This is a genomic window from Chitinophagaceae bacterium (genome assembly GCA_016713085.1).
GTDB lineage: Bacteria > Bacteroidota > Bacteroidia > Chitinophagales > Chitinophagaceae > Lacibacter.
On the sequence record JADJPV010000001.1, the window covers coordinates 594,874 to 609,258 of the forward strand.

Annotated in this window: 8 protein-coding genes and 2 pseudogenes; 4 read left to right on the forward strand and 6 right to left on the reverse strand. The window is 39.8% G+C overall.

The window, feature by feature from the left end; genetic code table 11:
• Positions 1 to 3: 3 nt before the first annotated feature.
• The 5 genes and pseudogenes from IPK31_02910 to IPK31_02930 form a co-directional block, all read right to left on the reverse strand.
• Positions 4 to 2,358: a glycoside hydrolase family 127 protein gene (locus IPK31_02910; protein MBK8086988.1), complete on the reverse strand. Its 2,355-nt coding sequence runs from the start codon at positions 2,356 to 2,358 to the stop codon at positions 4 to 6.
• Positions 2,359 to 2,369: 11 nt separating this feature from the next.
• Positions 2,370 to 3,431 (reverse strand): 1,4-beta-xylanase, encoded by a 1,062-nt coding sequence (locus IPK31_02915; GenBank protein ID MBK8086989.1) that lies wholly within the window; start codon positions 3,429 to 3,431, stop codon positions 2,370 to 2,372.
• 3 nt (positions 3,432 to 3,434) lie between these two features.
• A pseudogene (locus IPK31_02920) lies at positions 3,435 to 5,401 on the reverse strand (glycoside hydrolase family 127 protein).
• A 143-nt stretch (positions 5,402 to 5,544) separates the two neighbouring features.
• On the reverse strand, positions 5,545 to 6,600 hold the full coding sequence (locus IPK31_02925; protein ID MBK8086990.1) for a 4-hydroxyproline epimerase: 1,056 nt from the start codon (positions 6,598 to 6,600) through the stop codon (positions 5,545 to 5,547).
• 4 nt (positions 6,601 to 6,604) lie between these two features.
• Positions 6,605 to 8,911, reverse strand: coding sequence for a hypothetical protein (locus IPK31_02930; GenBank protein MBK8086991.1), 2,307 nt, complete (start codon positions 8,909 to 8,911; stop codon positions 6,605 to 6,607).
• Positions 8,912 to 8,949: 38 nt separating this feature from the next.
• On the opposite strand from IPK31_02930, the gene IPK31_02935 reads away from it, so the two are divergent.
• From IPK31_02935 to IPK31_02950, 4 genes are all read left to right on the forward strand, one after another.
• A complete protein-coding gene (locus IPK31_02935; protein MBK8086992.1) occupies positions 8,950 to 10,236 on the forward strand; it encodes a sterol desaturase family protein in 1,287 nt (428 codons plus the stop codon).
• A gap of 258 nt (positions 10,237 to 10,494) precedes the next feature.
• Positions 10,495 to 11,052 (forward strand): RNA polymerase sigma factor, encoded by a 558-nt coding sequence (locus IPK31_02940; protein ID MBK8086993.1) that lies wholly within the window; start codon positions 10,495 to 10,497, stop codon positions 11,050 to 11,052.
• Positions 11,042 to 11,620 (forward strand): hypothetical protein, encoded by a 579-nt coding sequence (locus IPK31_02945; GenBank protein ID MBK8086994.1) that lies wholly within the window; start codon positions 11,042 to 11,044, stop codon positions 11,618 to 11,620. Before IPK31_02940 ends, IPK31_02945 begins: the two co-directional genes overlap by 11 nt.
• On the forward strand, positions 11,604 to 12,587 hold the full coding sequence (locus tag IPK31_02950) for a hypothetical protein (protein MBK8086995.1): 984 nt from the start codon (positions 11,604 to 11,606) through the stop codon (positions 12,585 to 12,587). The genes IPK31_02945 and IPK31_02950 overlap by 17 nt, the downstream gene beginning before the upstream one ends.
• A 128-nt stretch (positions 12,588 to 12,715) precedes the next feature.
• On the opposite strand, the pseudogene IPK31_02955 reads toward IPK31_02950, so the two are convergent.
• Positions 12,716 to 14,196 (reverse strand): annotated as a pseudogene (locus tag IPK31_02955) (aldehyde dehydrogenase (NADP(+))).
• Positions 14,197 to 14,385: the final 189 nt, after the last annotated feature.

Genomic DNA, 14,385 nt, shown 5'->3' on the forward strand with positions numbered 1-14,385 from the left:
AATTTATTGTTCATCTTTTATAATTCGAACTGCAAAAACCCTTCCTGCTGTTTTACCATAGTTCGCTTCAATACGGACTGTGATCTTTGTTTTATGACTGATCAGTTCAGCAGGGATTTTATATTCCACATCATAAAACTTTCCTGTCTTTCCTCCCTTCCAATCTTCAGTTGCAATTTTTACACCGTCTACCAGGATATCAAACTTACGGTCTTTATCATCGCCAATATATGTGAGCAGCAATGAACTTTTCAACGAAGCATCCACTTTCATGTCAAACTCAAAATAATTATCACGTCTGGCTTCTCTTCCCAACCTGTCCATTGCATCACTTACATAAGACCGTTCACTTGCTTTGAGATGATGATCCCGTTCGGGCTGCATTTCACCAATACGGAAATTATCAATTGTTCTTGCTTCAATTAGCTGAATCCTTTTCTTTTCAGCTTCATAATCGGCCTGTAGTTTTTCCCAATCCGCCGGAGTAAAATAATCCCAGTACACACTGTAATACTGATCATAGGTTTGATAGAAAGGAATCAGTTTCACATCAAATGGCTTGCCCACCCCTTTCATTTCAAACTGTAAGGAATTGGAAGAAGTTTGAATCCAGTCTGAAATATTCCGATTGCCTGTGAGCAATACGGGAACACCTATCACTGGGTCAGGTTTTTCTTTACCGAGTAAGCCCGCCAATACCAATGGGCCGTATTTAAATGCAATACGGTTCGGGTTGTCGGGCATGGCCTCCGTATAAAGATTCATCTCAAAATCAACTGTTACCACATCTGCATTCTTCCATACTCTTGTTGTTGTTAAATATCCATCTGCATCGATTTCTGTTTTTACAGAAATATTATTGACTTTAATATCGGGATTGCTGTTACACCAGGCAGGCTTTCTGATCTTCACTGCAAAAGAAGTTGGTGTTGCACAATTAACAATAAATTTTACCTGTTTACTTTCAGGAATATAATTGGTTTGTGTGATGGTAGTTTTCTTTTCTTTCCAGTTTAATACAGAAGGAATAAACAGATTGACAAACAATACATTCTTTCCATCGTAACTGTAAATCTGTTCAGCATACTTCGAATGATTTTCAATACCACTGCCTACACAGCAGGTGAACGTGTTGAAGGTATCACTGAATTGTTTCTTTGTGCCCATCCGCAACGGAACAAAATAAGTCATCATTCCGTTCTCAGGATTTTGTGAAGCAAGAATATGATTATACAATGCCCGTTCGTAATAATCCATCAATGCTGATGAAGGCTGCCATGCAAATAAATGCCTTGTCAGTTTCAGCATATTATAGGTGTTACAGGTTTCGCAGGTATTATCACTCAAACGTTCATTCAGATTTCCGGCTTCACCACAGTATTCATAATTACTGTTGCCGCCAATTACGTAGCTGTGATTGTGCACCATTGTTTCCCAAAAGAAAGAAGCAATGGTTTGATCATTTTTATTTCCGGTTAATTCATATTGTCTTGCACTACCGATAGCTTTTGGCACGTTGGTGTTGCTGTGCTTGCCGGGCATAGGATCAATTCGCTGAGCCAGTTTGCCCATCACGAACTCATCATAAAACTTATAAGAGAGATTGAGGTATTTTTTATTGCCTGTAAAAGAATAAATATTTGCCAGCACATCATTCATGCCTCCATACTCACAGTTGAGCATTTTTAATCGGGTTGAATCAGGCAGATGGTTAATAGTGTTATAAGTCCAGTCGGCCATGCCTGTTACCAGCTTCAATGCTTTTTGATTATTGCAATACAGATAAGCATCGCATAAACCTGCCATCACCTTATGTACCGTGTACCAGGGGCTCCATCCTCCATTCAAATCAAACCCTGAAGATTTAATTTCTCCTTTAGCCACTTTTCCAAAAATGGAATCTTCATTGGGGATTGCGCCAATATAACCTGTCTTTCTCGCAAGCTGGCAACGTTCCAATTCTGCTACGATATAGTCAACACGTTTTTTAAACTCTTTATTCCCGGTTGACACATACATCATAGAAGCAGCAGATAAATAATGCCCCAATGTATGTCCAGATAATCCTTCGCTTTCCCATCCGCCATACACAGAGTCTTTCACAGGCAGTCGGGCATTTTTATAAAAACGATACAGTAACCGATCGGGACTTAACAATATCAGATATGCACTGTCAAGTTTCATTGCTTTACTAAACGGGCTTTTCAGCAACTTCACATCACTCAACGGAAAAGCAAACGCCTTTACCTGTACAACAGGCTGCACTTTTACTTTTGTATTTTTCTTTTCCGGAATATATGACTGACTGTAAGAACAGTTTACTGCAAAAAGAAAAATGACAAAGAGAAATTGCTTCATGCTGAACTGAATTATTTTTTTCCTGTTAAGTTTTTGATCACTTCAATTTCTTTCACATCATAGGGCGTTCCGTCTTTACGGAACACATCATGAAACCAAAGCTTTGGTTCACTACCATCAGGCATGGGGGTATCCCATTGATAAATGGTATTGCTTTTGCCTGCTACCAATCCCCAATTAATAGCTCCAACGTTATACTTTTTGAAAATGGGCAGATTTGTTTGAAAGGTACTGTTTCTTGTCCTTGCCATATATTCACTGCAAATCACCGGTCGGCCATGCTTTAATTTTTCCTGTAATTCTTTTTCCAGATTGGCAGCGTCATTATAATTGTGAATAGTGATCACATCAGAATGACTCAGCTGATACTCATTTAATTCTTTATTGTTATACCAGGTTGCACAGGTAAGCGGTTGTGAAGGACGGACAGTCCATGCCCATTCAAATACTTTTTTCAGCAAAGGCAATGAAGTAAGATCATAACCACTGTTACCGGGTTCATTGTACAGATCCCACATTAAAATACGATCATCGTTTTTAAATGTGCGGAGGATATCTTTTACATACAGTTCAAGATATTTCCACTGAGCAGAATCATTGTGTACATTCTTATTCGGGCTGCGAACCCAGCCACTGTTATGAATACCGGGTTTAGGTTCGGGTTGTTTACCTATGGCTGCATCCGGATTCCAGCAATCATCAAAAATGGTGAACAGAGTTTTGATCTGATGTTTTGATGCAATCGATAAAAACTGATCTATTCTTTTCTTGAAACCTTTTGCATCTGCCTTCCATGCAAGATCGTGCAGATAAACACGCATGGTATTCATACCAATTGCTGAAGCCCAACCAAGTTCCCTGTCAATAGTTTCTGGATCAAATGTTTCAGCCTGCCACATTTCCAGTTGATTGATAGCAGTACTCGGTAAAAAATTCGCTCCAACCAGCCAGCCCTGTTTTTGATACCATGCATTTGCTTTTTCAAGAGACCAGATATTTGTTTGCTGTGCCTTTGTTTCGTCCGGAAAGAAAAAACAAAAAAAGGCAACAAGAATGAAGAATATCTTTTTCATGTCTCAATAATTAATTTTTACATCTTTAATACTTGTTGGCAACCACACCTGCATTTCATTCTTACCACGGTTGGCCCATGTATAATATGGAATGGCAATGATCTTCCGCTTTTCTGTACGGATGGAAAACCATCATCACCCACAATTACCACCGGCACTTCAGCTGTTAAAGCCTTCACCTGTTCATCCATTACTTTATAATCGATGGTTTCAAATTTTGTATTGGACGGAATGATAATATTCCATGCTTTGTTATTGTTATCAGCTCCTTCTACACAATAAACAATAGGACCACGCTGAATGGCAATGCGGTTGTTATCCTGCTTCAAAGAATCCTTTGCAGCAACCGTATAAGTGTTCATCACAAATTCAAATTCAACAATATCTCCCTGCTTCCATTCACGGTCAACTGATACATAACCATTTTTTGTTTCTGCAACTACAGGTTTTCCATTAACATTTACAACCAGGGGAATTGAAAAATCGGCACCGGCATTTTTATACAAATTACCAGGCACTGTTCCATTGTTATACCAACCCGGAATACGCAGATGCAATTTGAATGCTGTTTTTTTCTGCTGAGGAGTAAGGGCAATTTTCACTTTCCCTTCCCATGGATAATTTGTTTCCATCTTCACATCTACTTTTCCTTTTGAAAGTGGAATCGTTGTGTTGCTTCCTACAAACAGATTCACATAAATATCATTGTCGCTTTTTGCATAGATATAATCACCCAGTGATGCAACAAGTCTTGCAATGTTGGCAGGACAGCAGGCTGTACCAAACCATTCTCTCCGCTGATGCTGACCTCTTGATGCAAGAGGGTTGCCATAAAAAAAACGATCACCTGTTAAACTTAAACCATCCAATGCCCCATTATATAAACTCCGTTCCAGTACATCCATGTACATAGCATCACCTGTAAGTGCAGTCATGCGCTGATTCCAGAACACCATGCCCACACTTGCACAGGTTTCGCAATAAGCCTGTTCATTGGGTAAATCATAATCATTACTGAATCCTTCATTACTTCCTGCTGAACCAATGCCTCCTGTTATATACATATTGCGATGCACTACATCTTCCCAAACGGTTTTCATGGCATGCATATAATCAATATCACCTGTTTGTGCAGCCACATCAGCCGCACCTGTGTACATATACATGGCCCTTACAGCATGACCGGTAATTTGTGTTTGTTCCTTCACCGGAAGAAGATCCTGTGCATAGGCAGTGTCTTTCCAGTCAGTCCATGTATAACCTTTAGCCAAACGTTTTCCTCTTTCGCTCAATAACCAATCAGCTAATTTTAAATATTTTTCATTCTTAGTTGTCTTGTACAATTTCACCAATGCCAGTTCCAGTTCCTGATGACCTGTTACCCAATTTCTTTTACCCGGACCAAATAATGCATCAAAATGATCGGCCCATTTAATACATACCTCTAAAAATTTTCGTTTGCCTGTTGCATTGTAGTAAGCAACGGCTGCTTCAATCATATGACCTGCATTGTAATCTTCATGCATACTCATATCAGTATACCGATCCTGCAAACCTTTCAATGTATACCATGTGTTGAGATAACCATCGGGTTGCTGGGCAGCAGCGATCTTGTCGATCCACTCATCGCATTTCTTTTCCATCTCTGCATTGGGATGTGTTTTTAATGAATAGGCCATTGCCTCCAATGCTTTAAACACATCACTGTCATCATAGAAAATTCCTTCATGCTGTTCGCCTTTGTTGCGAGCCACTTTTTCAAAATTACGGATGCGTGGAGTTGCTGTTTCTGTTTGATAAATACAGGCTGCTAATGTTTTAGTAGCAACCTTATCAATCTTTGGTTTCCAGAACTGATCAGTAATATTTACCTGTGAAAAACTCACAAACTCAATCTTCTGTAAACTGGTTTGTGCAAATAGGTTTGTTTGCAGAATACAAACAAACAGGAAGAATATTAATTTTCTCATATTACCGGCTGTTGAATATCTGTGAATCATTTGTTGCGTCGCATTCTTGTACTGAGTAAACTGCACGCAGCTTTTTGTTAAACATCTGCTACCTTAAATAACTTTACCTCAATGGCTATCCAAATAATTCCATAAATCATGGTTCAGATAACCTGAAATCCGTATGCATACGGATCATCATCCTTATCAATTGAAATACTATTGTATCCGTAAATTTTTGCCCATCCTTCAATACTTGGACGGATAGCCGATTTTCCATCGAGCTTCAATTCCTCCTCAATTCTTCCAATAAATTTACTGCCGATAATACTTTCATGTATAAAATCATCTCCTTTATCCAGCATCCCCTTTGCATACCATTGGGCCATTCTTGCTGATGTGCCTGTTCCGCAGGGGCTGCGGTCAATTGCCTTATCGCCATAGAACACAGCATTGCGTGCAGTTGATTTTTTATCCAGCACTGCACCTGTCCATAATACATGACTGCATCCGTTGATCGTTGCATCCAGCGGATGAACAAATTCATATTTCGCATTGATATTTTTCCGCAATTGTCTTGCCCATGCAATTAATTTATCGGCTGTATAGTGCTGTAATCCCTTGAAGTTTTTCTGTACATCAACAATCGCATAAAAATTTCCTCCATAAGAAACATCAACAACCAACTCCCCCAACTCCGGGCATTGAACAGCCAAATCTCTTGAATGAAGAAAGGATGGCACATTCTTCAGTCTCACGCTTTTTACTTTTGAACCGTTCATTTGATAACTGATCTCCACCAACCCTGCCGGTGTTTCCATGCGGATGATACCGGGAGTTTTCGGAATAATCAATCCTTCTTCCACTGCAATTGTAATAGTACCAATCGTACCGTGACCGCACATCGGTAAACAACCACTTGTTTCAATAAATAACACTGCTACATCATTCTGTACATCATGCGGCGGATATAAAATACTGCCGCTCATCATGTCATGACCTCTTGGTTCAAACATTAATCCTTTTCTTATCCAGTCATACTCCTTCAAAAAGTGCTGACGTTTTTCACTCATGTTATTACCTTCCAGTTCAGGTCCGCCATCTGCAACAAGGCGAACCGGATTACCGCAGGTATGTGCATCTATACAATGAAAAGTGAAGCCGCCAAAACGGTTTACTGAAGCGTTCGGATATTGTTTAGTTATCGGTTTTGATTTCATATTCTTATTTCAACTTAGTTAAATCATCCACTACATACACACCTCTTCCGTAAGTTCCAATCACCAGTTTTTTATCTCTTGGATGAATAAATAAATCGTTTACAGAAACAGAAGCGGGAATCGTTCCATTGATGGCGATCCATTTCTTTCCTGCATCCTTACTCATGTACACACCAAAATCAGTACCGCAGAATAATGTATTTGCATTATCAGGATGCTCTGCAATTACATTTGCAGGTGAAGCAGGAAGATTGGATGAAATGGATTTCCATGTTGTTCCGTAATCATCACTCACATATAAATAAGGTGTATTGTTATCTGCACGGCGATCGTTCAGTACAAGGTAAACTCTTGAAGCTTTAAATGCTGATGCAGCAATCTTTGCCACATGTTTATTATGAGGCAGGCCCTTTGTAATTTCTTTCCAGTCTGCTCCGTCATTCATCGTTAGCCAAATGCGGCCATCATCTGTTCCTGCATAAATAATTCCGGGTTTATCCCCTTCTGCAATGGAAGTAATTGCCTGGTGATAAATCAAATATGGATAAACACCCATCCTGCTTTTATCATTGTAAGAAAGATCAGCACTGATCATCTTCCATCTTTCACCGGCATCTTCTGTTTTATATAAATGCTGCAATCCATGATAAATCACTTTGTTATTGAATTTACTCATGAGTGTGCCGGCTAACCATTCACCACGTAATGAATCACTTCGGCCAACATCAAACTGTGAAAAACGTTTTACACCATCCCGGCGGCCCTTGCTCATGTCTGTTTTCATCAACCGCCCGTAGTAGGTAGTTGAATACACGAGATTTGCATTCACCGGATCAACTTGTATCTGTGTACCTTCTCCACCCGGTGCCATGCGCCATGGACGAAGGGTTGTATCTGCTTTTTTACCAAATGTATTCATCACATTTCCACTCATGGTTACTTCATCCTGCACAGAACCAAATACATTGAATGGAGTTTTCATATCATATGCAACAGTATAAAATTGCGTGGTTGGAATTTTATCAAAAAAGTTTTTCCATTTTACACCTCCGTTATAAGTAAGTGTAACACCACCATCGTTTCCAACAATCATACGATCAGGGTTTTCTTCATCGATCCACATAGCATGATTATCACCATGGGTCCAGTCACTGGTTGTGTCAGCAGGGTCCCAAACTTTCCAGGTCTTTCCTGCATCTTCACTGATCCCTTTTTCAACACCAAATGCATAGATGCGGTTTTCATTTTTCGGATGAACACGGATCTGGCTGAATACCCAGCCATATGTTCCTGAAAATGGTTTGAAGAAATCATGCACTTCTCCCATCTTTTCCCAGCTCTCCCCTTTATTACTGCTGCGGTAAATAGCACCGCCAATCACCACTTTCTGCACCTGGCGTTCATAGCTGTCAGTTTCACCTGGCTTGGGATCACGTTTTTTTGTATGATCATCAACAAAAGCATACAATACATTTGGATTTGAATGACTCATAGCTAAACCAATTCTTCCCGTAAGTTTCGTATCAGGCAATCCATTGCTGATCTTCTTCCATGTTTTGCCGCCATCAGTTGTTTTGTAAATGTAATCTCCATCTTCAGGTACAGGATCGCTCCATCTTTTGCGGATGCGGTTCCACATGCTGGCGTATAAGGTATTCGGATCAGTTGGGTCCATCACCAGGTCAATGCAACCACTCTGTTCATTTTCAAACAAGATATTTTTCCATGTCTTTCCTCCATCAGTTGTTTTGTAAACGCCACGGTCTTTATTATAAGTCCATTCGTTACCGCTTGCAGCCACATACAGCACATTTGCTTTTTTTGGGTGAACAACCACTCTTGCAATGGTTCCGGTATTTTCTAAACCAATATGTGTAAAGCTCTTTCCCGCATTGGTTGATTTATACATGCCGATACCCGGCAAGGAAGCACGGAAAATATTTGCTTCGCCTGTTCCAACATATAAGGTGTTGGGATCGGATGGAGCTAAAGCAATATTACCGATGGATTGTGTTGCTTCTTTATCAAACAAAGGCTTCCAGGTGTTCCCCGCATCTTCACTCTTCCACAAACCACCTGTAGCAAAAGCTGCATAAATAATGTTGGGATTACCCCTTACTCCTGCAACATCGGTGCTTCTTCCGCTACGGTTATCAGGACCTGTCAGCCGCCATTGCAGGTTTTTGTACGGCGATTGCTTTAGTAATTGCTGTTGCTGCTTAAATGCAGCAATCTTTTGTGCGCCTGTTGTCTGTGCGTTTAAAAAGGGAGAAAAACCAAGAAAAAGTAAAACGGAAAACAGAAAACGCATATTAAACAGTTTTATTAAATTTGGAGAAGCTCGTTCATATGGAAACTTACGGAAAAATATTATTGATTGCCATGCCAGCCTTTCTTTTATTGGTATTACTGGAGAAATTCTACGGTGTACTGAAAGGAAAGGATACTGTGCGGAATATGGATATGATCTCAAGTCTCAGCAGCGGCATTACCAATGTTACTAAAGATGTACTGGGGCTCAGTATTGCTATTATCAGTTACAGCTGGCTGACTGAGCATATTGCCATCGTACATGTAAAGAATCAAATACTTACCTATGCCATTGCTTTTCTCGTTCTTGACTTTGCCGGCTATTGGGGTCACCGTTTAGATCATGAGTACAATTTTTTCTGGAACGCACATATCATTCATCACAGCAGTGAAGAATATAATCTTGCCTGTGCATTAAGGCAGAGTATCTCTGTAGTATTTAAAATTTTCACTATCTTTTTACTGCCTGCTGCTTTACTGGGAGTTCCACCGATTGTAATTGCTGTTGTTGCTCCATTACATTTATTTGCTCAGTTCTGGTATCATACACAGCATATCGGCAAGATGGGATTTTTGGAAAAGATCATTGTAACTCCATCCCATCACCGGGTGCATCATGCCATCAACCCTGAATACATTGATAAAAATTATTCGCAGATTTTTATTTTCTGGGATAAACTGTTTGGCACTTTCCAGGAAGAGTTAAAAGATGTTCCTCCCGTGTATGGCATTACACGGCCTGTGCAAACATGGAACCCTATTAAAATTAATTTCATGCATCTGTGGCTACTTATCAAAGATGCATGGCTTACCAATAACTGGAAAGATAAATTCCGAATCTGGTTTAAGCCAACTGGCTGGCGACCTGCAGATGTTGCAGAAAAATATCCATTGCATAAAATCAGCGACCCCTATCATTTTCAGAAATATGATACCAAGGCATCTCCTGCACTGCATGCGTGGAGCTGGGTGCAAATCACCATCACTTTATTATTTATCAGTTACCTGTTTGGAAATATTGCCGGTATCAACGCACTGAACAGTTACTACATTTATATCTATGGGCTCTTTGTTTTTTTAAGCGTATATGCGTACACCGAACTGATGGATCGTCATAAATACGCCGCCGTTTGGGAAACCATAAAAAACATTTTCGGGCTGGCTATTATTTTTCAAACCGGCGATTGGTTTGGGGCTTCTCAATACATTGGTTTTCTCAATTATATATTGGGATTTTATTTTCTCCTTTCTATTATAGTAACCGTTTGGTTTGTTCTGAAGCATGCAAAAGAAGATGGGCTCAGCCCAACTTTAGCAAAGTTGTAACTGCCCCATTCAATTCTATCTGCCGGATGAAACTTTGCCAAAGTTTACAGGAGATGTTTATTTGATTATTTTAATACCGGCAGTAGCCTTTCATAGCATCTACTGTTGCGTCGCAATCCGTTTATCGTTTGGTAATTCTGTGCATCTTTCCACCCATCCTTTATTTCCTCCTTTTATCGCTTACTGAAAAAAAGTTCAGTGCTTCATGCAACATTCTTTTAGAAATTTATACTTTATTATTAAACCGAATCATTGAACCTGTCAACACTTGTTCCTTCTGCTGATGTGCTGGTGCAGCAATGCCTCAACGGAGAGCATACTGCCTACCGGTTGCTATACGACCGATACGCAAGAGCTATGTATAATACAGCGCTGCGGATGGTGAATTGCAAATCTGATGCGGAGGATATTTTACAGGAAGCATTTACCGATGCTTTTCAGCAGTTGAAAAGTTTTGAAGGCAAGTCAACTTTTGGCGCATGGCTGAAACAGATTGTGGTGTATAAGAGTATCACTCATTTGAAAAAACAAAAACTGCTCCTGTCCGATATTGAACCGGATGCAGATAAGCTGGCAAATGAAGAACCATTACATGAAGATTTTGTGTGGTACACAGTTGATTTAATTAAACAGGCAGTGCAGACTTTGCCGGATGGCTACAGAACAGTGCTGACACTGCATTTATTTGAAGGCTATGATCAGGAAGAAGTGGCAGAGATTATGCAGGTGGCACATTCAACTGTAAGATCACAGTATATGCGGGCAAAACAAAAATTATTACAGGTCTTAAAAAAAGGAGAAGTATATGAGCAGTAACCTGGAAAAGTTTATCAACCGTCACAGAAGTGATTTTGATACAGAACATCCATCAGAAGATGTATGGAAAAAAATTGAAGCCACCATCCCGGTAAAGAAAGAAGCAAACCGTTTTTCCATCAGGGATTTGTATAAATGGACAGCTGCTGCTGCAATTGTGTGCATTGTACTTACCTCAGTATACTTTTTATACATCCGTCAGCAACGAAAAGAAATTACCAGAACAGAACAACAGAATAACAGGCCTGATCATTTAAGCGGTATAGATCCGGAATATACTGCTGAAGTAAAACAGGCGTTCCTTGCCATACAGACAAGACAGGAAGAATTGAAAGATGCAACCACAGGCCGTCCTGAATTGTACAAACAATTTTCAGATGATCTGCGTGTGCTCGACAGTTCTTACCGTATGCTGCAAACACAGGCAGCACAATCGCCCAACAGGGATGTGATCATGAAAGCGATGATTCAGAATCTGCAACTGCAGGCAGAGCTGCTTTACCGCCAGCTGATGATTACGAATGAAATTAAAAACAACAAAACTCAAAAGAATGAAAAAATCATTTAGCCTTATCTTATCTTTTATATGTCTCTTTGTTTCCCTGCAACTGTCTGCACAGAAAGAAAAAAAGAGATATGAACATTTTAAAGAGCGAAACATTTCAAAAACTTACGCAGCATCAGGCAACACACTCAATATTGATAACAGCTTTGGCAATGTTACCGTTACAACCTGGGATCGTAATGAAATTAAAGTAGATGTTCATATTGAAGCCAGCTCAACTGATAAAGAGCATGCGGATAAAGTTTTTGAAAACATTGATGTGGTTGAAAGCAAGGACGGCAGCCAGATCAAATTCAAAACGACCACCAGTAAAAACAACAAGGAGGGTTACAATTGCAAAAACTGCAACAGCACTATGCAGATTAATTACACGGTACAGATTCCTTCAGGCAATACTTTAAAGATTGACAATTCATTCGGCTCGATTCAACTGCCCGACTATAGTGGAGCAGTTTCACTCAGCAGTAAGTTTGGTTCTTTAACAGCAGGCAACCTGCCTAAAACAGAAAAGTTATTGGTTGAATTCGGTAAAGCCAATCTGAAAAGTATCAGCAATGCAGACGCAATTTTTAAATTTTCAACCGTAACTATTGAAAATTTAAACGGAAACAATAAAATTAAAATGGAATTCTGCAGCAGCAGCCGCATCAGTGTTGACAATGACCTTACATCACTCAGCCTGAATGAATCGTACAGCACAGTGAATATTAAACCTTCTTCTAACTTTTCAGCAACCTATCATATCCGAACAAGCTTTGGTTCCATAAAGGATAGAACAAATGCAGATATCAAACGTACTGATACGCCTGACAAATACGGCCCTGATTCAAACAAAGAATACGAAGGCAAATCAGGTTCAGGTTCATCTAAAGTGGAAATTAAATCAAGCTTCGGCCGGATTATTATTGGCGAAGCAACAGAAGAAGAAATGAAAGAGAAAGACAAGAAAAGCAAAGGAACAAAAGTATAACGCCTTTTTCTCATGTTGATTAGAATCCCTTTTGATTCTTCAAAGGGGATATTTATAAACCAAATGAACTAAAATTATACCTTATCATCGTTCCCCTTTTGTTTTGCAGAAGGGGAATTTTTATTTTGTCAAAGTTTATTCTTACTCAATTCACTGTTCACTGTTCTCCAGATCCCCAGTGGGTTTTCATTTTTTAATTCTGCAGGCAGCAATGCATTGCTCCAGTTCTGAAAAGCAATGGGTCTTGCAAAACGTTTTATACCATCAGCACCAACGCTTGTAAATCTTGCATCAGTAGATGCCGGGAACGGACCACCGTGATGCATACTCAAACAAACTTCCACTCCCGTAGGAACACTGTTGATGATGATCCGTCCACAGATATTTTTTACTGATTCAACCAATACATCATTTTGTATAATGTCATGATCGGTTGCCATTAATGTTGCAGTGAGCTGACCTTCTAAATGTCTTGCCACCAGTATCATTTCTTTCATATCCCTGCAACGGATCACTAATGAATAAGGGCCAAATACTTCCTGGTGCAAAACAGGGTTCTTTAAAAAGGTTTCGCCGCTTGCTGTAGCAACAGTTGGCAAGCCTTCATTTTCCTTTACTTCAGTTTCACTTTCGGCAACCAGATGCACATCATCCTGCAGCAAAGCTTTCCCTTTATTTTCTTTGTATGCTTTTACAATACCGGCATGCAACATTGCACCTGGTTGAATTTTCTGAATGGCCTTTCCAAGATCATGTGTGAACGTATTTAAATCTTCTCCTTCAATGCCAATGATCAAACCCGGGTTGGTGCAAAACTGTCCAACACCTAATGTAATAGAGCCTGCATACATTTTTGCAATATCAGTTGCAGCTGCATTTAACTTTTCCGGCAATAAAAAAACAGGATTCACACTTCCCATCTCTGCAAAAACAGGAATCGGTTCTTTGCGCTGATTGGCCCAATCGAACAATTGTTTTCCACCTCCATAAGAACCGGTAAAGCCAACTGCTTTTGTATAGCGATGCATGATTAATTCTTTCCCCACTTCAAAACCCTGTCCATACACATGACCAAAAATTCCTTTGGGTAAATTTTGATACGCTGCTGCTTTATAAATCGCATCAGCTACAATATGTGAAGTTTGTACATGTGCGGGATGAGCTTTTACAATCACCGGGCAACCGGCAGCAAATGCACAGGCCGTATCGCCACCTGCCGTTGAATAGGCAAAGGAAAATTGCTTGCACCAAAAACTACAACCGGGCCAAGAGGCACCAGCATTTTCCTGATATCAGGTTTTGGCGGATTTTTATCCGGAATCGCTGTATCAATTCTTGCTTCCAGCCATTCACCTTTTTCGCAAGCAGCTGCGTATTGATTGAGTTGAAAAATTGTTCTGCCTCTTTCATTTTTTAATCTTGCTTCGGGCAGATTGGTTTCTTTCATCGCCACCTGGATCAATGTATCACCACAATTTTCCAGTTCAATGGCAATGGCCCGCAAAAAATTAGCCCTTGCTTTTAATGGAAGTTTCCGGTACACATGAAAAGCTTCCCATGCATCATGCATGGTTTCGTTGATTTCACTTATTGAGGTATCTGTAAACATTGTTTAATTTTTTCAGGGCTAAAGCCCATTGTATTTAGTTTGTTTAACCCCGGCTTAAAAGCCGGGGTTATTAAGAATTATATTAACAGGCTTTAGCGCTGTTAAACCGTAACTACTATAAAAGAGCTTTGATTCTGATCTGCTAATTCCGGCTTTAAAGCCGTGGTTAATGAGACTGATTTTTACCGG